Raw genomic sequence first — 22,461 nt, 5'->3', positions numbered from 1 at the left:
TCGGTAGTCGATTTGATGAGCGGCTAAGTGGGTCGTTATAGGCGCGCCAGTTTGACGGCTTGGCACGCGCCCAGGCTGAACCGGGGCTGAAAGTACCGGGATTAGCTGCGTGGATCCTGACGAATGGGCGAGCGTGCTTATGCTTTTGCTTATTCTTTTAAGGTATTTATTCTGGTTGATGAATATCTTTAAGCTATATCGCAACGGACTACCGACTTCACCGACCATAACCAGATACTGACCGCCACCGCCCGCCAGTCGGATCGATCGTACGAACTTCACGCATTGCAGTTCTATTTTTGATTCAAAGGGGAGCGGTATGGGGAGCTACAAGAAACACACGCTATACACGGCGATTTTGTCGGCCAACTTGCTGACCGTTGTGGGGTTCAATCCAGTGCAGGCAGACGAAACATCCGCCGCCGATGCGCCCAGGCTCGACACCGTCATCGTGACCGGCACCCGAGCCCAGGAGCGCACGGCAAGTGCTTCGCTGTCGCCAATCGATGTGATCTCCGGTGAGACGCTACGCAGCACCGGCTCCGACGAACTGGGCGCCGTATTGGCGCGCTTGATTCCGTCGATCAACTTCCCACGGCCAAGCCTGGTGGATGGCGCCGAGCTGGTGCGCCCGGCGCAGTTGCGCGGCTTGTCGCCGGACCAAGTGTTGGTGCTGGTCAACGGCAAGCGCCGCCATACCAGTGCTTTCGTCAACCTGGGCGGTGCCGTTGGGCGCGGTTCGGCCCCGGCGGACTTGAATGCCATCCCACTGTCGGCGGTGGACCATATCGAAGTGCTGCGCGATGGTGCTTCTGCACGTTACGGCTCTGATGCGATTGCCGGGGTGATCAACGTGATCCTCAAGCAGGCCGACCATGGCGGGTCGATTTCCACCAAGTTCGGCGAGTACAAGAAAGGCGACGGCATCCAGCGTAATGTCAGCGGTAATACTGGCTTGGCGTTGGGCGACAACGGCTTTATCAGCCTGTCGGCCGAAGGCGCCGACAACGATTATACCAACCGTGCCGGTAACGATTACCGACCAGGCAGCATTGGCTCCACCACCTACGGCCAGCGTGTGTTCCGTCAAGGCGAGCCGGCTACCAATGAGGGGAAATTCCAGTTCAACTCGGAATATTCCTTCAGCGATGCAGCCGAGTTCTACACCTTTGGTGGCTACAGCAAGCGCCGCGGTGAAACAGCGGCGTTCTACCGGGCCAGCAACGCTTCCAATAACATTGCCGCACTCAACCCCAACGGCTACTTGCCGCTGATCAAGGGCAACCTGGAAGACACTTCTTTGGTGGTGGGCCTGCGCGGCCAATTGGCCTACGACTGGCATTACGACTTGTCGGCAAACTACGGCAAGAATCAGTACGAGCTGGGCACCGAAACCATCAACACCTCCCTGGGCCTGGCGACGCCGCGCAAGTTTAACAACGGCACCCTGAGCAACGACCAGAAACAAGTCAGTTTGGACCTGTCCCGTGAGTTCGACGTGGGCTTGCTGCCGTACCCGGTCTCCGTGGCGTTCGGCGGTGAATACCTGCATCAGGGCTATGAAATCGAAGCGGGCGAGCCTGCCTCCTATTACCAGACCGGCAGTTCGGGCCTGGGTGGTTTCCGGGATGCCGATGCCGGTACCAGTACCCGGCACAACTGGGCGCAATACCTGGACCTGGAAACCAAGTTCACCGAAAAACTCAGTGCCTCGGCCGCCGTGCGCCACGAGGATTACAGTGACTTCGGCTCCAACGTCAGCGGCTCGCTGTCAGCCCGCTATGACTTCACCCCTCAAGTGGCCTTGCGTGGCAGTCTCTCCAACGGTTTCCGTGCGCCGTCCCTGGCCCAGCAGAACTTTGCCTACACCTCGTCGCAGCTGATCGGCAGCACCATCCAGGAAGCTGGCACCTTCCCGGCCAACAGCCAGGTGGCCCGCCTGCTCGGTGCCGAGGACCTCAAGGCCGAGAAGTCGCGCAACTACAGCCTGGGCCTGGTACTGGAGCCGGCCGATGACCTGACCGTCACGCTCGACGTGTACCGCATCGACATTCGCGACCGCATCAGCCTGTCCTCCAACCTCAATCTCAACCCGGCGACGGTTGCCTACCTGCAAGCTAACGGTGTCGGCAATATCAACTACACCTCCGCCCGTTACTTCACCAACGCCACGGACACCAGCACCGATGGTGTCGACCTGGTGGCCAACTATCGTTACCAGTTCGATAACGGCATCCGTTGGAACAGCACCGTGGGCTATAACTACAACCACACCAAAGTCACCGACGTGAAAGCCAACCCGGCGATCCTCGACAGCCTGGGGGCCAATCTGGTGCGAGTGGATCGTCGCGAGCGTATCGGTTTGCTCGGTGACACCACGCCCCAGCACAAGCTGAGCCTGGGCAACGACTTCACCTTCGGCCGTTGGGCGCTGCACAGCAACCTGGTGCGCTATGGCGAGTTCACCAGCTATCAGGCGGACAAGATCAACGACCAGACTTTCAAGGCCGCCTGGGTGCTGGATCTGTCAGCCGACTACAAGCTCAAGAATTGGACCTTTACCCTGGGGGGCGACAACGTTACCGACAAATACCCAGAAAAGGTCAATGCCTACGCCAGCAGTGGCGGCAATCTGGCCTATAGCACTTTTTCGCCGTACGGTTACAGCGGCGCGTTTTATTACGGTAGAGTTGCTTACAACTGGTAACACACAGGAGGCGCACCGCTTTTCGCCATGACCGCCATTGAAACCGATCTTTTGCAGTTGGCTTACCCTCCGCGGCTCGATCTTGGGCCGCAACTCACTCACGAACAATTAATGAGCTCGATGCAGGCCACCATGGCCCGGCACAAGGGGGGGCCGGTGTGGCTGTTTGCCTATGGTTCGCTGATCTGGCGCCCTGAATGTTCGTCGACCGAACGGGTGCGCGCACGGGTTCACGGTTATCACCGCGGCTTGTACCTGTGGTCCCACGAGCATCGGGGTACGCCGGAGTTGCCGGGGTTGGTGTTCGGGCTGGATCGCGGCGGATCCTGCAGCGGGTTTGCCTACCGCTTGCCGGAGGACCAGTTGGAGGCCTCGCTGTACGCCTTGTGGCAGCGCGAGATGCCTTACCCTTCTTATCGGCCACACTGGCTCAGCTGCCGATTGGAGGATGGCAGTACCGTGCAGGCGTTGGGGTTTGTGTTGGAGCGGCACTTGCCCAGCTATGCCGGCAACTTGCCCGATATTGTGCTCAATCACGTGCTGCAAAGCGCTTGCGGGCGTTACGGCACCACTCGCGATTATGTCGAGCAGACCGTGAACGCCCTGCGTAGCCACGCCATGCCAGATAAGAACCTGGAGGCGCGGCTCAAGCGTTGTGCCAGGGATTGCCCGGGTGCTTAACGCGCCGAGCTGACGCTGTTGGTGTGCCACAGCGTGGGGATCAGGAACGCGATCGCCAGTACGCAGGCACCGACCAGCAACACGAACCCACCGTCCCAGCCGAAATGGTCAACCGTGTAGCCCATGGCCGCACTGGCTGCCACCGAACCACCCAGGTAACCGAACAAACCGGTGAAGCCCGCTGCGGTGCCGGCGGCTTTCTTCGGTGCCAGTTCCAGCGCCTGCAGGCCAATCAGCATTACCGGGCCGTAGATCAGAAAGCCGATGGAGAACAGCGCGATCATGTCGATCATCGGGTTGCCCGGCGGGTTGAGCCAGTAAACCAGGGTCGCCACGGTCACCAGGGCCATGAACACGATGCCGGTCAGGCCGCGGTTGCCACGGAAGATCTTGTCCGACATCCAGCCGCACAACAGCGTGCCAGGGATACCGGCCCACTCATAGAAGAAATACGCCCAGGACGACTTATCGACCGTGAAGTGCTTGGCTTCTTTCAAGTAGGTCGGCGCCCAGTCCAGCACGCCGTAGCGCAACAGGTAGACGAACACGTTGGCGAAGGCGATGTACCAGAGCATTTTGTTGCGCAGCACGTACTTGACGAAGATTTCCTTGGCGCTGAATTCGTCTTCGTGGCTGGCGTCGTAGCCTTCCGGGTAATCGTTCTTGTACTGCTCGATCGGTGGCAGGCCCACCGATTGCGGGGTATCGCGCATGGTGATGAAGGCAAACGCCGCCACCGCCAAGGCCACCGTAGCCGGCACATAGAACGCCGCATGCCAGTCGTTGAACCACGCCATGCCCAGCAGGAACAGCGGGCCAATCAGGCCACCGCCGACGTTGTGCGCCACGTTCCATACCGACACCACGCCGCCGCGTTCTTTCTGCGACCACCAGTGCACCATGGTTCGTCCACTCGGCGGCCAGCCCATGCCCTGGGCCCAGCCGTTGATGAACAGCAGGATGAACATCATGGTCACGCTGGACGTTGCCCAAGGTGCGAAACCGAAAATGAACATCACACCCGCTGAAACAAGCAGGCCGAAGGGCAGGAAGTAGCGTGGGTTGGAGCGGTCGGAGACCAGGCCCATGAGGAACTTGGACAAGCCGTAGGCAATCGCAATCGCCGACATCGCCAGGCCCAGTTCACCGCGGGTGTAACCCTCGTCGATCAGGTAGGGCATGGCCAGGGAGAAGTTTTTGCGCAGCAGGTAATAGCCTGCGTAACCGAAGAAAATACCGGCGAAGATCTGCCAGCGCAGTCGTCGATAGGTACTGTCTATTTTTTCTTCAGGCAGGGGCGCCTGGTGTGCGGCAGGACGAAAGAAAGCAAACATTCAAGAGCTCCAAATTTCTTGTTTTGACTGCGGATGCGAATGTTACAGTTTCGTTACCGAAAATAGCATCGCCTCTTATCTGCAAACACAGGAAACGCGAGCAATTGCATGTTCTTTTACGAACATGTCGCTAATGGATAAGTGGTGGTCGTGATTAGGTCCTAAGACCACTGAGTAACTACTGTGGTGGCTTGCCTGCGATGGCGGTTTTTCAGGTTCATCTGTAGCAGCTGACCCACCGCTATCGCAGGCAAGCCAGCTCCCACATGGGTTGCATTCCAGGTGTGTTATCGGGTTTGGACAACTATTTTACCCACTGCCTTGCGCTGCCCCAGATCATTGATCGCCTGGGCCGTCTGCTCCAGCGGATACACCTGCGACACCAACGGCTTCAACCTGCCCTCGGCATACCACCCAAACAACTGCTGAAAGTTCGCCGCGTTATCCTGCGGCTGGCGCTGGGCAAACGAGCCCCAGAACACCCCGACCACCGCCGCGCCCTTGAGTAATGCCAGGTTCACCGGCAGTTCAGGAATGCGCCCGCTGGCAAACCCCACCACTAGCAGGCGGCCGTTCCAGGCGATGGCGCGGATGGCCTGGTCAAACAGGTCGCCGCCCACCGGGTCGTAGATCACATCGGCGCCATTGCCATCGGTCAGGCGCTTGACCTCGTCCTTGAGGCTGGCTTCGCTGTAGTTGATCAGCTCATCGGCGCCGGCCGCCTTGGCCACCGCGAGTTTGTCGGCGCTGCTGGCGGCGGCGATCACCCGGGCGCCCATGGCCTTGCCGATTTCCACGGCGGCCAGGCCCACGCCGCCGGAGGCACCGAGCACCAGCAGGGTTTCACCGGGTTGCAGGTTGGCGCGCTGTTTGAGCGCGTGCATCGAGGTGCCGTAGGTCATGCTGAAGGCGGCAGCGGTGTTGAAGTCCATGCTTGGCGGGATCGGCAGCACGTTATAGCCGGGCACCGCGACCTGCTCGGCAAAGCTGCCCCAACCGGTCAGTGCCATCACGCGGTCACCGACTTTCAGGTGGCTGACTTTCTCACCCACTTCACTGACCACGCCCGCCGCTTCGCCACCGGGTGAGAATGGAAAGGGCGGCTTGAACTGGTACTTGCCCTCGATGATCAGGGTGTCCGGGAAATTCACCCCGGCCGCGTGCACGTCCAGCAGGATCTCGTTCTTCTTGATCGCAGGGCTCGCGATTTCTTCCAGCACCAGGGTTTCGGCGGGGCCGAAGGCTTTGCACAGCACAGCTTTCATCGGACTATTCCTTTTGGTGTCGTGGCCGATAAGTGTAGGAGGGTACGCCCGCGGGTCAACGAGCATGCCCGGGCCTGATAAGCCGCCATAAGCTTGTGCTCAGCCTTGCTAGCGTTATGCTACCGGGCAACCGAATTCGAGGAATGAACTGTGAAAGCGTGGATCCTGATGATGCTGGCCCTGACGTTGCCGATGGCAGCCCAGGCCGAGGAAGCCAAAGAAGGCGAGGCGCCGAAGGTCAGCTATATCAGCCTGACGCCGCCGTTTGTAGGCAATTACGGCCTGGATGGCACCGCGAAGCTCAAGGTGTACAAGGCCGACATCGCATTGCGCGTGACCGGCACCGAAGCAGCCGCAGCGGTCAAAGCCAACGATCCACTGATTCGCAACCAACTGGTGGCGCTGTTCACCCAGCAGACCAGCGAGGCCATGAGTACGGTCGAAGGCAAGGAAAAGCTGCGCCAGGAAGCTCTGAAACAAACCCAGCAAGTGATGAACGATGAGACCGGCAAGCCGGTGGTCGAGGACCTGCTCTTCAACAACCTGATCATCCAGTAAAGCCGGCGCTTCGCGCCATTCGCGAGCAAGCCCGCTCCCACATTTGATCGAGTTCGAATGCGATCAAATGTGGGAGCGGCTTGCTCGCGAAGAGGTCCTGCCAGGCGCCTCAGGAAGCCAGGCTTTTGCGAAACCGCACCAACGCCACCGCAAAAAACACCAAGCCAATCCCCGCCAGCGCCAGCAAATCCGGCCACACCACGCTCACCCCAGCATCCCTGAATAAAATCGCCGCACTCAAGCTCACAAAGTGCGTCGACGGCGAGCCCTGCATCACCCACTGCAACCATTCGGGCATGCTGTCCAGCGGCGTACTGCCGCCTGAGAGCAACAGCATCGGGATAATCACCGGGATCGCCAGCAAGCCGAACTGCGGCGTCGAGCGGGCGAGGGTGGCGAGGAAGATACCCAGTGCCGTGCTCGCAAACAGATACAGCGCCGTCACCAGCAGGAACAGGCTCAACGAGCCGGCCAACGGCACGCCGAGCAAGCCTTTGACCACCAGTTCCAGGGACAGCCATGTACACAACACCACCACCAGCATGTTGCTCCAGATTTTTGCCAGCATGATCTCCAGCGCGGTCAGGGGCAGCACCAGCAGGTGGTCGAGGGTGCCGTGTTCGCGTTCGCGCAGCAGGGCGGTGCCGGTCAGCACGATGGCGAGGATGGTGATGTTGTTGACGATCTGGATCACCGCCAGGAACCAGCCACCTTCCAGGTTGGTATTGAACAGCGCCCGGGTAGTCAGCAGGGCGGGGACTTTGCCGGCAGCGTCGGCCCGGCCGCTGTAGGTCAGCAGTTCGCGTTGGAAAATCCGCCCGATATAACCGGCCCCCATAAAGGCCTGGCTCATGGCCGTGGCATCGACGTTCACCTGCACACCCGGCTGGCGCCCCGCCAACAGGTCGGCCTGGAAATTCGCCGGGACATTGACGACGAAGGTGTACTGGCCGCTGTCCATGACCTTGTCCAGTTGGTCATAGGCCAGTGGCGCCGGCGCCTGGAACTCTGGTGGCTGCAGGGCCTCGGCCATTTGCCGCGAGAGCGCGCTGTGGTCTTCATCGACAAAGGCCACGCTGGCGTTGTGCACACCAATCACCGAACCGGCAGCGGGCATGTAGATCGCCACGGTGAAGGCGTAGAACAGAAACAGCAGCAACACGCTGTCGTGGCGCAGGCTGGTAAGTTCCTTGAGCCCCAGGCGCAGGATATGGGCGAGCTTGTGCATCAGGCCTCCTGCTTCTTGAGCATCACCAGGCTCAGCCCGGTGAAACCGACGAAAAACCCGAACAACGCCAGGCACTGCGGCCACAGCTGCCGCAGGTCCAGAGCCTTGGTGAAGGTGCCCACCGCAATATCCAGGAAGTGCCCGGCGGGGAACAGCATGCCCATCAGCGCCGCTGCGCCTTCCAGGGAGGAGCGCGGCACGATCAGCCCGGAAAACTGGATGGTCGGCAGGCTGGTGATGATCATGGTGCCGAGGATCGCTGCGATCTGGGTGCGGGTGAATGCCGAGATCAACAGGCCCATGCTGGTGGTCGCCAGCACGTACAACAGGCCACCGAAGGCCAGGGTCAAGCCGCTGCCTTTGAACGGTACACCGAACAACCAGCGGTTCATCGCCACCAGCAGCGCCAGGTTGACCAGGCTGACGGCCAGGTAGGGCGCCTGTTTGCCCAGGAGGAACTCCAGGCGTGTCAGCGGCGTGGCATAGAAGTTGGTGATTGACCCCAGCTCCTTCTCCCGCACGATACCCAGGGCGGTGAGCATCGCCGGAATAAATGCCAGGATCAGCGCCATCACGCCCGGGCCGATAGCGTTCACGCTGACCACGTCCTGGTTGTAGCGAAAGCGTGTTTCCAGCTTGACGGCGGCTTGAGTATTGCGGGGCAGGCTGCTCAACTCGGCCAACTGCTGGAGATTGCTTTGGTGTACCGCTTCGACGTAGTTACGGCTGGTTTCGGCGCGAAACGGCATGCCGCCATCGATCCATGCAGCCACGGTCGGTTGGCGCCCGGCGTACAGGTCGCGGCCAAAACCCGGTGGGATCTCCAGGGCCAGTTTGATTTCCGAGCGTTGCAGGCGCCGGTGCAATTCGTTGGCGTCGCGGATGGGAGCTTGCTCGGCGAAATAGCGTGAACTGCGAAATGCTTCCAGGTAGGCGCGGCTTTGCGGGGTCTGGTCCTGGTCATAGACGGCGAAGGCGAGGTTTTCCACATCCAGGGAGATGCCGTAGCCGAAGATCACCATCATGAACATCGCCCCGAGCAAGGCGAAAGCCATGCGTACTCTGTCGCGCAGCAACTCCTTGCCTTCGCGACTGGCCACGGCCGACCACCGTGCCAGGCTGAAGCCGCTTTTGCTCACCGGCGGCGCGTGGGTGTCGTTAACGGTTGCACGGGGGGCGGCGGGTTCGGGTTCACCTTGGGCCTGTTCCAGGCAGGTGACGAAAGCCGCTTCCAGGGTGTCGCCGTGGAACTGCTGTTGCAACGCCTCGGGTGTGTCGCAGGCCAGCACTTTGCCGGCATGCATCAAGGAGATGCGGTCGCAGCGCTGGGCTTCATTCATAAAGTGGGTGGACAGGAAGATGGTCACACCTTGTTCCCGCGACAACTCGATCAGCAACCGCCAGAAATCATCCCGCGCCGCCGGGTCGACGCCCGATGTGGGCTCATCGAGGATCAGCACTTCCGGGCGATGCAGCACCGCAACCGCCAAGGACAAACGCTGGCGCAGGCCAAGGGGCAACTCGCCGGAGGGCTGCTCGGCGACTCCACCGAGGTCGAAGCGTTGGATCAGTTCATCAATACGCGGGCCGCTGTCGGCCTTGGGCAGGTCGAACAGTTGCGCATGCAGCACCAGGTTCTGGCGCACGCTCAGCTCGCCATACAGCGAGAAGCTTTGCGACATGAAGCCCACGCGCTTGCGGGTGGCCAGGTCCTTGGCGTCTACCGGTTTGCCCAGCAGGATTGCACTGCCCTCGGTGGCCGGCATCAACCCGGTCAGGACTTTCATGGTGGTGGTCTTGCCGCAACCGTTGGAACCGAGGAAGCCGAAGATCTCGCCGCGGCCAATGGCAAAGCTGACCTTGTTCACCGCGGTGAAATCGCCAAAGCGCAGGGTCAGGTCGTGGGCCTGGATGGCGATATCGGTGTTGTCGCCCGTGCGTGGTGGAATCACCAGTGGTTGGTTGTCGTGGGCGCTGTCGCCCTGGAAGTGAGTAAAGGCTTCATCCAGCTTGCCGCTGGGCGTAATCATCGCCAGTTCGCGGCTCAGCCCATCGGCGATCAACCTGCCACGGTCGAGCATCAGGCAATGCTCGAACTGCTCGGCCTCTTCCATGTAGGCGGTAGCCACCAGCAGCGTCAGTTGCGGGCGCTCACTGCGTACACTGTCGACCAGCTCCCAGAAGCGCCGGCGTGACAGCGGGTCGACGCCGGTGGTGGGCTCGTCGAGGATCAACAGGTCCGGATCATGGATCAGTGCGCAGCACAGGCCGAGCTTCTGCTTCATACCCCCAGAGAGCTTGCCCGCCGGGCGCTCGGCAAAGCGTGCGAGGTCGGTGGCGAGCAACAGATTGTGCATACGTTGGTCGCAATCGGCTTTCGACAGGCCAAACAAGGTGGCGAAGAAACGGATGTTTTCGCTGATGGACAACTCGGGGTACAAGTTACCGCCCAGACCCTGAGGCATAAAGGCGATGCGCGGGTACAGGCTGTTGCGATGGCGACGGTCTTGGATGGAGCCGCCGAGCACCTGCAACTGGCCGTCCTGCAGCTTCTTAACCCCGGCGATCAACCCCAGCAGGCTTGATTTGCCGGCGCCGTCCGGGCCGATCAACCCGCAGCGGGTGCCGGCCGGCAGGCTGAAGGCAATGTCGAGCAGTGCCTGTTGCTTGCCGTAGCGGTGGTTGATCCCCGTGGCGTGCAGCGCCAGGCCGCTCATTGCAGGTTGGCCGGCCAGTCGATATCGGCTGTGCGCACATAACCCGCGCCAGGCATGCCCGGTTTGGCTTGGGGCACGGCACTGGGTTGAGTCAGGTGCAATTTGACGCGGAACACCAGTTTCTGCCGCTCATCGCGGGTTTCCACTTCCTTGGGGGTGAACTGGGATTTGGCCGCGACAAAACTGATTTTGGCCGGCAACGCCTGCTGGGGCAGGGCGTCGAGCAGAATGCGCGCTTCACTGCCGACGGTCAGGCGACCGGTGACGGAGGCGGGCAGGTACAGGTTCATGTACTGGTCATTGGGGTCAATCAGCAGCAACACGCGCCCACCCGCGCCGAGCACTTCACCTGGCTCGGCCAGGCGCAACTGGATGATGCCGTCGATGGGCGCACGCAGGCTGCTGTCATCGATTTCGCTGGTGAGCTGGGCCACCTGGGCCTGGGCTGCGCCGATGGCGGCCTTCACCGCGTTGACCTGGGCCTGGGCGGCGATCACCGCGGCATTGCCGGTGTTCTGGCGCGCCTGCTGCTGGTCGATCAACTGGCTGCTGGCGAAGCCGCGCCGGTACAGCTCCTGGGTACGCTTGAGTTCCTGGCTGGCCAGCAGTTGCTCGCTTTGGCGCAACTGCACGTTGGCTTCGGCGGCGGCGAAGTTTTCCTTGGCGCGCAACACCTCGGCTTCGGCCTGGGCGCGCTGGGCTTGCAGGGTGCGAGTGTCCATGCGCGCCAGCAGCTGGCCCTTGAGCACGGTGTCGCCTTCATCCACGCGCACTTCTGCCAGCCGGCCCGGAATCTTGGCGGCGATCTGCACTTCGGTGGACTCCAGCCGCCCGTTACCCATGCTCAAGCCTTCGGGCAGGCGGTCCTGGGTCGAGCGCCAGTAACCAAAGGCGCCGGCCCCCAGCAGCAGGACGATCAGGGCGATGGCGAAAAGACGGGAGGTACGGTGGTTCGTAGACATGGCTGCATCCTGCGGCGTTAGCGTCCCAGTGTGACGGGTTTACCCCGTGAGGGTCTTGATATCGGTCAGTTAAAGCAGATGAAGGATGGCCGCCCACTGTTCAGGCGTGACAGCCATGACCGAAAGCCGGCTGCCTTTGTGCACCAGCGGCATTTCGGCAAGGGCGGTTTGCTGCTTCAGATAGCCCAGGCTCAGCACCTTGGGGAAGGTGTTGACGTGGGCCACCGTAATTGCGCTCCACGGGTTTTTCTCTGCGCTGGCCTTGGCGTCGAAATAAGGGCTGTCCGGTTCCAGGGCAGTGGGGTCCGGGTAGGCAGCCTCGATGATTTTGCCGATACCGGCAATACCCGGCTGCGGGCAACTGGAGTGGTAGAAGAAAAATTCATCGCCCACGGCCATCGCCCGCAAAAAGTTGCGCGCCTGATAGTTACGCACCCCATCCCAGCGCGCTTGGCCCAGCGTTTCCAGGCCGGTGATGGAGAGTTCGTCGGGCTCGGATTTCATCAGCCAGTAGGCCATTTTTGGGCTCCTGAAAAAGTCATTGGGCAAGTTGTCAGGCAATTCCATCAGCAAACCGACAGTCGGTTGGCGTCAAGGTTTGCGTGTTGGTTCACGTTACCGCAGAATGCGCGCTTTTAGGCTTGACGCAGCTGCAACGGACTACTTTGGAACGTTGTTGTCATCGTGTACGAGGTGCCTGAAGGGGGGCAATCGATGCAACGTAAACCGGATTTACTATGGATTTTGGTTATTTTGTTTGGTCTGGGCGTCGTGACCACCGGTTATGCCCAGAGCCTTTGGTCGAACAAGACCGATGCACCGGTTGAACTGGCTCAGCAGCAGCCACAACCGTTCAAGCGTTAACTCGAAGCATTAACTAAGGCGCCGCTGTTTCCAGCGGCGTTTCTGCGACATACCACTGCTTATCGGTCACCGTCCCCGCCAACGGCACATCCCAGCTTGCCTGCGCCAGTCGCCCGACTTTCTGGCATTCGTGGGCCAGCCCCAGCAGCGTCGGCTTGCGCCAGCTATGGCGGCGGGCCAGATAGGCCAGGCTGCGGTCGTAGAACCCGCCTCCCATGCCCAGGCGCCCGCCCGCATCATCGAAGCCCACCAGCGGCAACAGCACCAAATCCAACGCCCAGACCTGGCGTTGGCGATGGGCATTAACCCGTGGCTCAAGAATGCGAAAGCGGTTGGGCAACAACTTTTCCCCAGGCCGCACGCGCTGGAACACCATCTTGGTGCGCGGCCAGGCGCTGAGCACCGGCAGATAGGTGGCCTTGCCCCGGCGCTGGGCAGCACGCAGCAGCAGGCGCGGATCGATTTCACCGTCCGTCGGTAAATATAAGGAAATATGTTTGGCCCGGCGAAACAGCGGGTGCTGTGCCAGTTGCCGATACACCCCAAGGGCGGCCTGGCGCTGCTCGCTCGGCGTGAGTGCCCGGCGGGCCTTGCGCAACATGCGTCGAAGTTGCGGACGGGAAAGCGGCGCAGGTTCGGTCATGGTTTTCGGCTCATAAAACAATGCCAGTCCTGGGACTGGCATTGAGTTTGAAAATTCAGGCTCCCCGACAGAGCCGCTGTCGACTTAGCCCTTGAACCCGAAAGTTCAAGGTGGAAGAAGCAGTAGGCTTTAAGGCTTTCCGTCTAGCGGACATGCACACCAGCCCAACGTGCAACTTCCAGGGTAGTGCGAATCGGCTCAGGGACATCGCCGACTGGCAAACACGCCAGGGAGTGACGCGAGTATACCTTAAACAGACTCGGCAATCAGCCCTTGGGTGCGTCGGAATCGGTGGAAAGCACCAGATCCACGCGTTCGAGCAGGTCACGTACCTGCTCACGCGTCGAGCCGCTGGCCTGCACGTCAGGGCGTTCCTGCCTGTGCAGCAGGTCGTGGGTAATGTTCAGCGCGGCCATCACGGCGATACGGTCGGCGCCGATGACTTTGCCGCTGCTGCGGATTTCACGCATCTTGCCGTCCAGGTAACGGGCAGCACTCACCAGGTTGCTGCGTTCTTCCTGGGGGCAGATGATCGAATATTCTTTGTCGAGGATCTGCACGGTTACGCTATTGCTTGAACTCATGAGTCTTGCTCCAGGGCCTTCAGGCGCGAAATCATCGATTCGACCTTACGCCGGGCGATTTCGTTTTTTTCAATGAGGTGAGCGCGTTCCTCGCGCCAGGTCTTTTCCTGAGCTAATAGGAGTCCGTTTTGACTCTTTAGTTGCTCGACCCGATCAATTAGCAGTTCGAGTCTGGCCATCAGCGCTTGCAGGTCGGTGTCTTCCATTGGGTTCCACTGGATTTGTCTGATGAATGGCAACTGCAGGATAAACGATCTGACGCCCTCGATAGTCTTGGTGCGTCTGCCGGTGCTAGGATACAGCGCTCCATTCTAGACATTGCGCCGTCTGGCGCCTAGCTCACCATGCCCATTCAGAATTCCCCGTACGACGCTTTTTCCAAACTGCTGAGCACCAGCGGTCACCCATGCTCGCCTGCCGAACTGCACGGCGTGCTGTTGGGCCGCAGTTGCACCGGCGTGGGCTTTGATGCCGACAACTGGCTGGCTGATGTAGCCGAGCTGCTGGAAACCGAACCCAACGAAAACGTGCGCAACGCGCTGATCGGCCTGCAGGAGATGGTCAAGGGAGAGCTGACCGGTGACGACGTCACCGTGGTCCTGCTGCTGCCGACCGATGACGCGCCGCTCACCGAGCGCGCTGCCGCCCTGGGCCAGTGGTGCCAGGGTTTCCTCCACGGTTTCGGCGTTAACGCCGGCGGCCTGGAGCTGAGCACCGACGCCAAGGAAGTGCTGCAGGACCTGGCCGCCATTTCCCAGGTGCAAGATGCCCTGGAGGAATCCGAAGACGGCGAAGGCGACTACATGGAAGTCATGGAGTACCTGCGCGTCGCGCCGTTGCTGCTGTTCACTGAGACCCGAAAGTCCGCTGAACCGGTCGCGGTCAAGCCGTCGTTGCACTAAGAAAGGAAGCCCATCTGCCCATGATTCATATCCCCAAAGCGGAATACACCCGTCGCCGCAAGGCGCTCATGGCGCAGATGGAACCCAACAGCATCGCGATCCTGCCGGCCGCCGCCGTGGCCATCCGCAACCGCGATGTCGAGCACGTGTACCGCCAGGACAGCGACTTCCAGTACCTGAGCGGCTTCCCCGAACCCGAAGCGGTGATCGTGCTGATGCCCGGTCGCCAGCACGGCGAATACGTGTTGTTCTGCCGTGAGCGCAACGCTGAGCGCGAGCTGTGGGACGGCCTGCGCGCCGGCACTGAAGGCGCGATCCGCGACTTTGGCGCCGACGACGCATTCCCTATCACAGATATCGACGACATCCTGCCCGGCCTGATCGAAGGCCGCGACCGGGTATATTCGGCCATGGGCAGCAACGCCGAATTCGACCGGCATGTGATGGAGTGGATCAACGTGATCCGTTCCAAGGCGCACCTGGGCGCCCAGCCACCGAACGAATTCGTTGCCCTGGATCATCTGCTCCACGATATGCGCCTGTATAAATCGGCGGCAGAAGTGAAGGTGATGCGCGAGGCGGCGCGAATTTCCTGTGCGGCCCACGTCAAGGCAATGCAGGCCAGCCGTGCCGGGCTGCATGAGTTCAGCCTGGAAGCCGAGCTGGATTACGAATTCCGCAAGGGCGGCGCGAAAATGCCGGCCTATGGCTCCATCGTCGCCGCCGGGCGCAACAGCTGCATCCTGCATTACCAGCAGAATGACGCGCTGCTCAAGGACGGCGACCTGGTGCTGATCGACGCCGGTTGTGAGATCGACTGCTACGCCAGCGATATCACTCGCACCTGGCCGGTCAACGGCAAGTTTTCGCCCGAGCAAAAGGCGATCTACGAGATTGTGCTGGCCTCCCAGGAAGCCGCCTTCAAGCAGATCGCGCCGAACAAACATTGGAACCAGGCCCACGAGGCGACCGTGCAGGTCATCACCGCCGGGCTGGTGAAGCTGGGGCTGCTGCAAGGTGACGTCGACGAGCTGATCGCCAGCGAGGCCTACCGCGCTTTCTACATGCACCGCGCCGGCCACTGGCTGGGCATGGATGTGCATGATGTGGGCGAGTACAAGGTCGGCGGTGAGTGGCGGGTGCTGGAAGTTGGCATGGCCTTGACCGTGGAGCCGGGCATCTATATTTCCCCGGATAACCAGAACGTGGCAAAGAAATGGCGTGGCATTGGCGTACGCATCGAGGACGACGTGATAGTGACCAAGCAAGGCTGTGAAATCCTGACTGGCGGCGTGCCCAAGACCGTTGCCGAGATCGAAGCGCTGATGGCGGCTGCCCGATGAGCCGGGTCAACCTGGCGATTATCGGCGGTGGCCTGGTGGGCGCCAGCCTGGCGCTGGCATTGCAACCCGGGGCCAAGGCGCGGGGCTGGAAGATTGTGCTGATCGAACCCTTTGCACCGGGCGACAGCTACCAGCCGAGCTACGATGCGCGCTCTTCTGCGCTGTCATTTGGTGCGCGCCAGATTTACCAGCGTCTGGGCCTGTGGCAAGCCATTTCCCGACGTGCAGAGCCGATCAAGCAGATCCATGTATCGGACCGTGGTCGTTTCTCCACCGCACGTTTGTCTGCGATAGAGGAGGGCGTGCCGGCCCTGGGGTATGTGGTGGAAAACGCCTGGCTCGGCCAATGCCTGTGGCAAGGCCTGGACAAGGACGTGGTGAGCTGGCGTTGCCCGGCAGAGGTCACGCGCATGGAGCCGCTGCCCGATGGCTATCGCCTGACCCTCAACGATGAAACCGTGCTGGAGTGCGACCTGGCGGTACTGGCCGATGGCGGCCGCTCCGGCTTGCGTGAGCAACTGGGCATTGGCGTGAAGACCCGGCCCTACAACCAGAGCGCACTGATCGCCAACATCACCCCGAGCGAAGCCCACAATGGCGAAGCGTTCGAGCGCTTTACCGATGAAGGGCCGATGGCCTTGCTGCCGCTGCCGGACAACCGTTGCGCGCTGGTCTGGACCCGCGTCGGCATGGACGCCCAGCGCCTGGCCAGTCTTGACGAGCGCAGCTTCCTGAGCGAATTGCAGGGTGTGTTCGGGTATCGCCTGGGCACCCTCAAGCAGGTGGGTGCCCGTCACCTGTACCCGCTGACCCTGGTGGAAGCCGAAGAGCAAGTGCGCTCGCACCTGGCGGTGCTTGGCAATGCGGCGCACAGCCTGCACCCGATTGCCGGGCAGGGCTTCAACCTGTCCCTGCGCGATGCCAATGCCTTGGCCGAGGCCTTGCTGGCCGGCCCGGCCGTGCCGGGCGACCTGGCGACCCTGCAAGGCTATCGCGAGCGCCAGCGCCTGGACCAGCAACTCACCGTGGGTTTCTCTGACCAGGTCACGCGCCTGTTTGGCAGCGGCCAGCCGCTGATGGCGCTGGGTCGCAACCTGGGCCTGCTGGGCCTGGACCTGTTGCCGCCGGCCAAACGCTGGTTCGCCCGCCAGGCCATGGGCCTGGGCACGCGCGCCGATGTTTGAACCGGCCCACTACTTTATCGGCGGCCTGTGCCGCACACGAGACAAGGCTTAAAGCATGGACATGCACGCAGATGTGCTGATTGTCGGGGCCGGAATGGTCGGAAGCGCCCTGGCGCTGGCGTTGCAGGGCAGTGGGTTGCAGGTGCTGCTGCTCGACGGCAGCCCGTTGAGCGTCAAACCGTTCGAGCCGGATGCGGCGTTTGAGCCGCGGGTGAGCGCGTTGTCGGCTGCCAGCCAGCGCATCCTCGAGCGCCTGGGCGTGTGGGACGGCATCGTCGCACGTCGCGCCAGCCCCTACGGCGAGATGCAGGTGTGGGACGGCAGCGGCACCGGGCAGATCCACTTCTCGGCGGCCAGCGTGCATGCCGAGGTGCTCGGGCATATCGTCGAAAACCGCGTCGTGCAGGATGCCTTGCTGGAGCGCCTGCACGACTGCGACCTCGGCCTGCTGGCCAATGCGCGCCTTGAGCAGATGCGCCGCTCCGGCGATGACTGGCTGCTGACCCTGGCCGACGGCCGCAAGTTGCGTGCGCCGCTGGTGGTGGCCGCCGATGGCGCCAACTCCGCAGTACGCCGCCTGACCGGCACCCCGACCCGCGAGTGGGATTACCTGCATAACGCCATCGTCACCAGCGTGCGCAGCAGCCAGCCGCACCAGCGCACGGCCTGGCAACGCTTTACCGATACCGGTCCGCTGGCGTTCCTGCCGCTGGTGCGTGATGGTCAGGAAGACTGGTGTTCGATTGTCTGGTCGACTACCCCGGCTGAATCCGAGCGCCTGATGGCCTTGGATGATGAACGCTTCTGCCGGGAGCTGGAGCGCGCCTTCGAAGGGCGCCTGGGCACTGTGATCAGCGCCGACCCGCGCGTCTGCGTGCCGTTGCGCCAGCGCCATGCCAAACGCTATGTGGCCGAGGGCCTGGCGTTGATCGGCGACGCGGCCCATGTGATCCACCCGTTGGCAGGGCAGGGCGTGAACCTGGGCTTCCTCGACGCGGCGGTGCTGGCCGAAGTGTTGCTGGCGGCCACCGAGCGCGGCGAGCGCCTGGCGGACGTGAAGGTGCTGAGCCGTTACGAGCGGCGGCGCATGCCGCACAACCTGGCGTTGATGGCGGCGATGGAAGGCTTTGAGCGTCTGTTCCAGGCTGATCAACTGCCGCTGCGCTGGTTGCGTAACGCCGGCTTGAAAATCGTCGACCAGATGCCCGAAGCCAAGGCGGTGTTTGTGCGCCAGGCGCTAGGTTTGACTGGCGATCTACCAGAACTCGCTAAACCCTGAATTGAAATACAGTCCCCTGTGGGAGGGGGCTTGCCCCCGATAAGGCACTCAATCCTCGCGCATATTCAGGCTGTGCAACATCTGGTAACGCCTCCACCGAGCGTTACCAAATGTGAGTCCTTATCATTTGCCCTCAATTTGCAAATGAGAGAGACCGCACCCATGTTGGCACCCAAGCGCCTCCTGACTGCCCTGGCACTCACCCTGATCGGCAGCACTACCGTGCAGGCGGCCGACGAAGTGGTGGTCTACTCCTCGCGTATCGACGAACTGATCAAGCCGGTTTTCGATGCCTACACCAAGAAGACCGGCGTGCAGGTCAAGTTCATCACCGACAAGGAAGCGCCGCTGATGCAGCGCATCAAGGCCGAAGGCGAGAACGCCACCGCCGACCTGCTGCTCACCGTCGACGCCGGCAACCTGTGGCAGGCTGAACAGATGGGCATCCTGCAACCCTTCACCTCCGCCGTCATCGACAAGAATATTCCGCTGCAATATCGCTCATCGGCCCACGCCTGGACCGGTTTGAGCCTGCGTGCACGGACGATCGCCTATTCCACCGACCGGGTAAAACCGGGCGAACTGACCACCTACGAAGCCCTGGCCGACAAGCAGTGGGAAGGCCGCCTGTGCCTGCGTACCGCGAAAAAAGTCTACAACCAGTCGCTGACCGCCACGTTGATCGAAACCCATGGCGCGGCCAGGACCGAAGAGATCGTCAAGGGCTGGGTCAACAACCTGTCCACCGACGTGTTCTCCGATGACATTGCCGTGCTGGAAGCCATCAACGCCGGGCAGTGCGACGTGGGTATCGTCAACACCTACTACTACGGCCGCCTGCACAAGCAGAAGCCGGACCTGGCGGTGAAACTGTTCTGGCCGAACCAGGGCGACCGTGGCGTGCATGTGAACCTGTCGGGCATCGGCCTGACCAAGCACGCGCCGCACCCGGAAGCGGCCAAGGCACTGGTGGAGTGGATGACTACGCCTGAGGCGCAGAAAATCTTTGCCGACGTGAACCAGGAGTTCCCGGCCAACCCGGCGGTGCCGCCGTCGGCGGAAGTGGCGAGCTGGGGCAAGTTCGTGGCCGATACATTGCCGGTGGAAGTGGCGGGCAAGCGTCAGGCCGAGGCCATTCGCCTGATGGATCGCGCCGGCTGGAACTAAACATATAAATCGCATCAGATCAAAATGTGGGAGGGGGCTTGCCCCCGATAGCGGAGTGTCAGTCTAATCATCAGTGACTGACACTCCGCCATCGGGGGCAAGCCCCCTCCCACACTGTTTTGTGTTTGTCTTCGAATAGTCTGTTCATAGAGAGCTTTCCTTGGCCCACCCCGCCCAACGCCGCTGGTACCCGCCGGTCTTCACCGTTGCCGCCCTGGTCCTGCTGCCGCTGAGCGTGCTGCTGCTGTCCTGGCAAAGCATCGACCACCAGATATGGTCCCACCTCTGGGATACCCAGATGCCGCGGCTGCTTGGCAACACCTTGACCCTGGTACTCGGTGTCGGTCTTGGCGTGACACTGCTGGGCGTCAGCCTGGCCTGGTTGACCAGCCTCTGCCAATTCCCCGGGCGACGCTGGCTCGATTGGGCGCTGATGCTGCCCTTTGCGATCCCGGCTTATGTGCTGGCCTTCGTATTCGTCGGCCTGCTGGATTTCGCAGGGCCCGTGCAGACCTTGTTGCGTGAATGGTTCGGTAGCGGATTGCGTTTGCCACGCGTGCGCTCCACCAGCGGCGTGATCATCGTGTTGGTGCTGGTGTTCTACCCTTACGTCTACCTGCTGGCGCGCACCGCGTTCTTGGCCCAAGGCAAAGGCTTGATGGAAGCGGCGCGAGTGCTGGGGCAGTCGCCCTGGCAAGCGTTCTGGCGCGTGGCCTTGCCGATGGCGCGCCCGGCGATTGGTGCTGGCGTGGCCTTGGCCTTGATGGAGACCCTGGCGGATTTCGGCGCCGTCTCGGTATTCAACTTCGACACCTTCACCACCGCCATCTACAAGACCTGGTACGGCTTTTTCAGCCTTTCCAGTGCCGCTCAACTGGCCAGCCTGTTGCTGCTGGTGGTGATGCTGGTGCTGTATGGAGAACGGCGCGCGCGTGGGGCGAGCCGACCGAGCAATGAGCGACCACGAGGCAAGGCGTTGTACCACCTGCGCGGGCTCAAGGCGGCTGCGGCCAGCGCCTGGTGCGGCCTGGTCTTCGCCTGCGCGTTTGTGATCCCGATGCTGCAACTGGTGGCCTGGTTCTGGCAGCGCGGCCGCTTCGACCTGGATGAGCGCTATACCGGCCTGATCATCCACACCCTCTACCTGGGCGGTATCGCGGCGCTGATCACCGTCAGCGTGGCGCTGGTACTGGCCTTTGCCAACCGCCTGGCGCCGACCCGGGCGATTCGCTCCGGCATCAGCCTGGCCAATGTCGGCTATGCCTTGCCGGGCTCGGTGCTGGCGGTGTCGATCATGCTGGCGTTCAGCTACCTTGACCGTGAGCTGGTGGTGCCGTTCTCCGGCTGGCTGGGCGGTGCGGGCAAGCCCTTGCTGCTGGGCAGCCTGTCTGCATTGGTGTTGGCGTACCTGGTGCGGTTTCTGGCGGTAGCGTACGGGCCGCTGGAAAGCAGCCTGGCGCGCATTCGCCCATCGCTGCCCGAAGCCGCACGCAGCCTTGGGGTGAGCGGCCCACGACTGTTTTGCAAAGTGTATCTGCCGTTATTACTGCCGGGCACCTTGAGCGCGGCGCTGCTGGTGTTCGTCGACGTGCTCAAGGAAATGCCTGCAACCCTGCTGATGCGCCCGTTCGGCTGGGACACCCTGGCGGTGCGGATCTTTGAAATGACCAGTGAAGGCGAATGGGCGCGGGCGTCCTTACCGGCCCTGACCCTGGTGCTGGTCGGGTTGTTGCCGGTCATCGGGCTGATTCGCCGCTCTGCCCGACAAATCGGTTAGGTGCCAGTCCTACAGCTTGAGGCTACAATGCGCGGCATTCGGTGCGCTCCGTATTTCGGATCGACCTGCTGTATGTGCCTGTGGGCCTTGTAATTCAAGGTGTTCGGCGCAGGTGGCAGCTCTGCGCACCTTCGCCAAGCCCGGAAGGAGAAACCCATGGGACAGCGTACGCCTCTGTATGACCTGCATCTCGCCCTCGGCGCGAAAATGGTCGATTTTGGCGGTTGGGATATGCCTTTGCATTACGGCTCGCAAGTCGAAGAGCATCATCAGGTGCGACGCGACTGCGGGGTTTTCGATGTATCTCATATGACCGTAATCGATGTCAGCGGCCTTCAGGCCAAGGAGTGGCTCCAGCACCTGTTGGCCAATGATGTCGATCGATTGCACGGCTGTGGCCGTGCGTTGTACAGCGCCATGCTCAACGAGCAGGGCGGGGTGGTGGACGACATGATCGTCTACCGCACCGAAAGCGGTTACCGACTGGTGGTCAACGCCGCCACCCGCGATCAGGACATGGCCTGGATGCAAGGGCAATTGGGCAGCTATCAAGTGCAACTGCAAGAGCGGCCCGAGTTGGCCATGCTCGCCATCCAAGGCCCCCACGCCCGGCAGAAAATCGCTGAACTGGTGACCCAGTCCCGTGGCACCCTCATCCATCAGCTCAAGCCGTTCGAAGGCCAGGCCGACGGTGACTGGTTCATCGCCCGCACCGGCTATACCGGTGAAGATGGCCTGGAAATCGTCCTGCCCGCCGACCAGGCCCCGGGGTTTTTCAACGATCTGGTGGGTGCCGGCATTTCCCCTATCGGCCTCGGCGCCCGCGATACCTTGCGCCTGGAGGCCGGCATGAACCTGTACGGCCAGGACATTCATCAGGCTGTTTCGCCCCTGGCGGCCAACATGGCCTGGAGCATCGCCTGGGAGCCCGCCGGGCGCAACTTCATTGGCCGCGCCGCGCTGGAAGCAGAAAAAGCCGCCGGTGTGCAGTTCAAACTGGTGGGGCTGGTACTTGAAGAGCGCGGGGTTTTACGGGCTCATCAGGTGGTTCGTATCGCCAATGTTGGCGAAGGAGAGATCACCAGTGGTAGTTTCTCGCCTACGCTAAGCAAATCCATTGCCTTGGCGCGTGTGCCGACGGCGACTGCCGACCGGGCCGAAGTGGAAATCCGCGGCAAGTGGTACCCGGTGCGAGTGGTCAAGCCGACCTTCGTGCGCCATGGCAAAACCTTGATCTAACTATTTTTCTGGCAGGCCGAAGGCCGC

Annotated in this window: 20 protein-coding genes and 1 other RNA gene; 11 read left to right on the top strand and 10 right to left on the bottom strand. The window is 61.8% G+C overall.

The window, feature by feature from the left end; all coding sequences use genetic code 11:
* The first annotated feature begins 319 nt into the window (after positions 1-319).
* Positions 320-2,707: a TonB-dependent receptor plug domain-containing protein gene (locus TU73_RS05540; protein WP_057011365.1), complete on the top strand. Its 2,388-nt coding sequence runs from the start codon at positions 320-322 to the stop codon at positions 2,705-2,707.
* Positions 2,708-2,734: 27 nt separating this feature from the next.
* Positions 2,735-3,388 carry a gamma-glutamylcyclotransferase gene (locus TU73_RS05535; RefSeq protein WP_057011364.1) on the top strand — a complete coding sequence of 218 codons (654 nt, stop codon included), beginning with the start codon at positions 2,735-2,737 and terminating at the stop codon, positions 3,386-3,388.
* Here TU73_RS05535 and glpT read toward each other — a convergent pair.
* Both glpT and TU73_RS05525 read right to left on the bottom strand, forming a co-directional pair.
* Positions 3,385-4,722: a glycerol-3-phosphate transporter gene (gene glpT / locus TU73_RS05530; protein ID WP_043046949.1), complete on the bottom strand. Its 1,338-nt coding sequence runs from the start codon at positions 4,720-4,722 to the stop codon at positions 3,385-3,387. The genes TU73_RS05535 and glpT overlap by 4 nt on opposite strands.
* Before the next feature lie 287 nt (positions 4,723-5,009).
* On the bottom strand, positions 5,010-5,987 hold the full coding sequence (locus TU73_RS05525; protein WP_057011363.1) for an NADPH:quinone oxidoreductase family protein: 978 nt from the start codon (positions 5,985-5,987) through the stop codon (positions 5,010-5,012).
* 150 nt (positions 5,988-6,137) lie between these two features.
* Here TU73_RS05525 and TU73_RS05520 point away from each other — a divergent pair, with 150 nt between their 5' ends.
* Positions 6,138-6,545 (top strand): flagellar basal body-associated protein FliL, encoded by a 408-nt coding sequence (locus TU73_RS05520; protein ID WP_057011362.1) that lies wholly within the window; start codon positions 6,138-6,140, stop codon positions 6,543-6,545.
* 109 nt (positions 6,546-6,654) lie between these two features.
* On the opposite strand, the gene TU73_RS05515 is transcribed toward TU73_RS05520, so the two are convergent.
* The 4 genes from TU73_RS05515 to TU73_RS05500 all read right to left on the bottom strand — a co-directional run bounded on the left by TU73_RS05515 (position 6,655) and on the right by TU73_RS05500 (position 11,971).
* The gene (locus tag TU73_RS05515) at positions 6,655-7,773 is read right to left on the bottom strand and encodes an ABC transporter permease (protein ID WP_057011361.1); all 1,119 of its coding nucleotides are present in this window, start codon (positions 7,771-7,773) and stop codon (positions 6,655-6,657) included.
* A complete protein-coding gene (rbbA, locus tag TU73_RS05510) occupies positions 7,773-10,490 on the bottom strand; it encodes a ribosome-associated ATPase/putative transporter RbbA (protein ID WP_057011360.1) in 2,718 nt (905 codons plus the stop codon). Before rbbA ends, TU73_RS05515 begins: the two co-directional genes overlap by 1 nt.
* Entirely contained in the window at positions 10,487-11,452 is a 966-nt protein-coding gene (locus TU73_RS05505) for an HlyD family secretion protein (protein ID WP_057011359.1), read from the bottom strand. The genes rbbA and TU73_RS05505 overlap by 4 nt, the downstream gene beginning before the upstream one ends.
* Before the next feature lie 69 nt (positions 11,453-11,521).
* Positions 11,522-11,971: an EVE domain-containing protein gene (locus TU73_RS05500; protein ID WP_057011358.1), complete on the bottom strand. Its 450-nt coding sequence runs from the start codon at positions 11,969-11,971 to the stop codon at positions 11,522-11,524.
* A gap of 195 nt (positions 11,972-12,166) precedes the next feature.
* Between TU73_RS05500 and TU73_RS29115 the strand changes: the two genes are divergently transcribed.
* Entirely contained in the window at positions 12,167-12,316 is a 150-nt protein-coding gene (locus tag TU73_RS29115; RefSeq protein WP_010207387.1) for a hypothetical protein, read from the top strand.
* A 13-nt stretch (positions 12,317-12,329) separates the two neighbouring features.
* On the opposite strand, the gene TU73_RS05495 is transcribed toward TU73_RS29115, so the two are convergent.
* From TU73_RS05495 to TU73_RS05485, 4 genes are all read right to left on the bottom strand, one after another.
* The gene (locus tag TU73_RS05495) at positions 12,330-12,959 is read right to left on the bottom strand and encodes a 5-formyltetrahydrofolate cyclo-ligase (protein WP_057011357.1); all 630 of its coding nucleotides are present in this window, start codon (positions 12,957-12,959) and stop codon (positions 12,330-12,332) included.
* A gap of 57 nt (positions 12,960-13,016) precedes the next feature.
* Positions 13,017-13,195, bottom strand: a non-coding RNA gene (gene ssrS, locus TU73_RS28065) — 6S RNA.
* Between the two features lie 30 nt (positions 13,196-13,225).
* The gene (locus TU73_RS05490) at positions 13,226-13,543 is read right to left on the bottom strand and encodes a cell division protein ZapA (protein WP_057011356.1); all 318 of its coding nucleotides are present in this window, start codon (positions 13,541-13,543) and stop codon (positions 13,226-13,228) included.
* Entirely contained in the window at positions 13,540-13,749 is a 210-nt protein-coding gene (locus TU73_RS05485) for a TIGR02449 family protein (RefSeq protein WP_003177365.1), read from the bottom strand. The genes TU73_RS05490 and TU73_RS05485 overlap by 4 nt, the downstream gene beginning before the upstream one ends.
* Positions 13,750-13,887: 138 nt before the next feature.
* Between TU73_RS05485 and TU73_RS05480 the strand changes: the two genes are divergently transcribed.
* The 7 genes from TU73_RS05480 to gcvT all read left to right on the top strand — a co-directional run bounded on the left by TU73_RS05480 (position 13,888) and on the right by gcvT (position 22,434).
* On the top strand, positions 13,888-14,445 hold the full coding sequence (locus TU73_RS05480) for a YecA/YgfB family protein (RefSeq protein WP_057011355.1): 558 nt from the start codon (positions 13,888-13,890) through the stop codon (positions 14,443-14,445).
* 20 nt (positions 14,446-14,465) lie between these two features.
* The gene (gene pepP / locus TU73_RS05475) at positions 14,466-15,788 is read left to right on the top strand and encodes a Xaa-Pro aminopeptidase (RefSeq protein ID WP_057011354.1); all 1,323 of its coding nucleotides are present in this window, start codon (positions 14,466-14,468) and stop codon (positions 15,786-15,788) included.
* Positions 15,785-16,972 (top strand): 2-octaprenyl-6-methoxyphenyl hydroxylase, encoded by a 1,188-nt coding sequence (gene ubiH / locus TU73_RS05470; RefSeq protein ID WP_057011353.1) that lies wholly within the window; start codon positions 15,785-15,787, stop codon positions 16,970-16,972. The genes pepP and ubiH overlap by 4 nt, the downstream gene beginning before the upstream one ends.
* A 61-nt stretch (positions 16,973-17,033) precedes the next feature.
* Positions 17,034-18,251 (top strand): 2-octaprenyl-3-methyl-6-methoxy-1,4-benzoquinol hydroxylase, encoded by a 1,218-nt coding sequence (locus tag TU73_RS05465; RefSeq protein WP_167347558.1) that lies wholly within the window; start codon positions 17,034-17,036, stop codon positions 18,249-18,251.
* Between the two features lie 162 nt (positions 18,252-18,413).
* Positions 18,414-19,418 carry an extracellular solute-binding protein gene (locus tag TU73_RS05460; RefSeq protein ID WP_057011351.1) on the top strand — a complete coding sequence of 335 codons (1,005 nt, stop codon included), beginning with the start codon at positions 18,414-18,416 and terminating at the stop codon, positions 19,416-19,418.
* Positions 19,419-19,578: 160 nt separating this feature from the next.
* A complete protein-coding gene (locus TU73_RS05455) occupies positions 19,579-21,195 on the top strand; it encodes an ABC transporter permease (RefSeq protein ID WP_057011350.1) in 1,617 nt (538 codons plus the stop codon).
* 156 nt (positions 21,196-21,351) lie between these two features.
* Positions 21,352-22,434 (top strand): glycine cleavage system aminomethyltransferase GcvT, encoded by a 1,083-nt coding sequence (gcvT, locus tag TU73_RS05450; RefSeq protein WP_057011349.1) that lies wholly within the window; start codon positions 21,352-21,354, stop codon positions 22,432-22,434.
* Positions 22,435-22,461: the final 27 nt, after the last annotated feature.

This window comes from Pseudomonas libanensis (assembly GCF_001439685.1).
Classification (GTDB): Bacteria; Pseudomonadota; Gammaproteobacteria; order Pseudomonadales; family Pseudomonadaceae; genus Aquipseudomonas; species Aquipseudomonas libanensis.
The sequence above is the reverse complement of the archived record's forward strand: the minus strand, read 5'-3'. Positions and strand labels throughout refer to the sequence as shown.

What these genes read in the sequence shown, in the direction of transcription:
- pepP (WP_057011354.1), top strand. Translation starts at nt 14,466, where the DNA reads ATGATTCATATCCCCAAAGCGGAATACACCCGTCGCCGCAAGGCGCTC.
- TU73_RS05465 (WP_167347558.1), top strand. Translation starts at nt 17,034, where the DNA reads ATGCACGCAGATGTGCTGATTGTCGGGGCCGGAATGGTCGGAAGCGCC.
- TU73_RS05535 (WP_057011364.1), top strand. Translation starts at nt 2,735, where the DNA reads ATGACCGCCATTGAAACCGATCTTTTGCAGTTGGCTTACCCTCCGCGG.
- TU73_RS05505 (WP_057011359.1), bottom strand. Translation starts at nt 11,452, where the DNA reads ATGTCTACGAACCACCGTACCTCCCGTCTTTTCGCCATCGCCCTGATC.
- TU73_RS05485 (WP_003177365.1), bottom strand. Translation starts at nt 13,749, where the DNA reads ATGGAAGACACCGACCTGCAAGCGCTGATGGCCAGACTCGAACTGCTA.
- TU73_RS05495 (WP_057011357.1), bottom strand. Translation starts at nt 12,959, where the DNA reads ATGACCGAACCTGCGCCGCTTTCCCGTCCGCAACTTCGACGCATGTTG.
- TU73_RS05480 (WP_057011355.1), top strand. Translation starts at nt 13,888, where the DNA reads ATGCCCATTCAGAATTCCCCGTACGACGCTTTTTCCAAACTGCTGAGC.
- TU73_RS05540 (WP_057011365.1), top strand. Translation starts at nt 320, where the DNA reads ATGGGGAGCTACAAGAAACACACGCTATACACGGCGATTTTGTCGGCC.
- TU73_RS05515 (WP_057011361.1), bottom strand. Translation starts at nt 7,773, where the DNA reads ATGCACAAGCTCGCCCATATCCTGCGCCTGGGGCTCAAGGAACTTACC.
- TU73_RS05490 (WP_057011356.1), bottom strand. Translation starts at nt 13,543, where the DNA reads ATGAGTTCAAGCAATAGCGTAACCGTGCAGATCCTCGACAAAGAATAT.
- rbbA (WP_057011360.1), bottom strand. Translation starts at nt 10,490, where the DNA reads ATGAGCGGCCTGGCGCTGCACGCCACGGGGATCAACCACCGCTACGGC.
- TU73_RS05460 (WP_057011351.1), top strand. Translation starts at nt 18,414, where the DNA reads ATGTTGGCACCCAAGCGCCTCCTGACTGCCCTGGCACTCACCCTGATC.
- TU73_RS05525 (WP_057011363.1), bottom strand. Translation starts at nt 5,987, where the DNA reads ATGAAAGCTGTGCTGTGCAAAGCCTTCGGCCCCGCCGAAACCCTGGTG.
- TU73_RS05500 (WP_057011358.1), bottom strand. Translation starts at nt 11,971, where the DNA reads ATGGCCTACTGGCTGATGAAATCCGAGCCCGACGAACTCTCCATCACC.
- glpT (WP_043046949.1), bottom strand. Translation starts at nt 4,722, where the DNA reads ATGTTTGCTTTCTTTCGTCCTGCCGCACACCAGGCGCCCCTGCCTGAA.
- TU73_RS29115 (WP_010207387.1), top strand. Translation starts at nt 12,167, where the DNA reads ATGCAACGTAAACCGGATTTACTATGGATTTTGGTTATTTTGTTTGGT.
- ubiH (WP_057011353.1), top strand. Translation starts at nt 15,785, where the DNA reads ATGAGCCGGGTCAACCTGGCGATTATCGGCGGTGGCCTGGTGGGCGCC.
- gcvT (WP_057011349.1), top strand. Translation starts at nt 21,352, where the DNA reads ATGGGACAGCGTACGCCTCTGTATGACCTGCATCTCGCCCTCGGCGCG.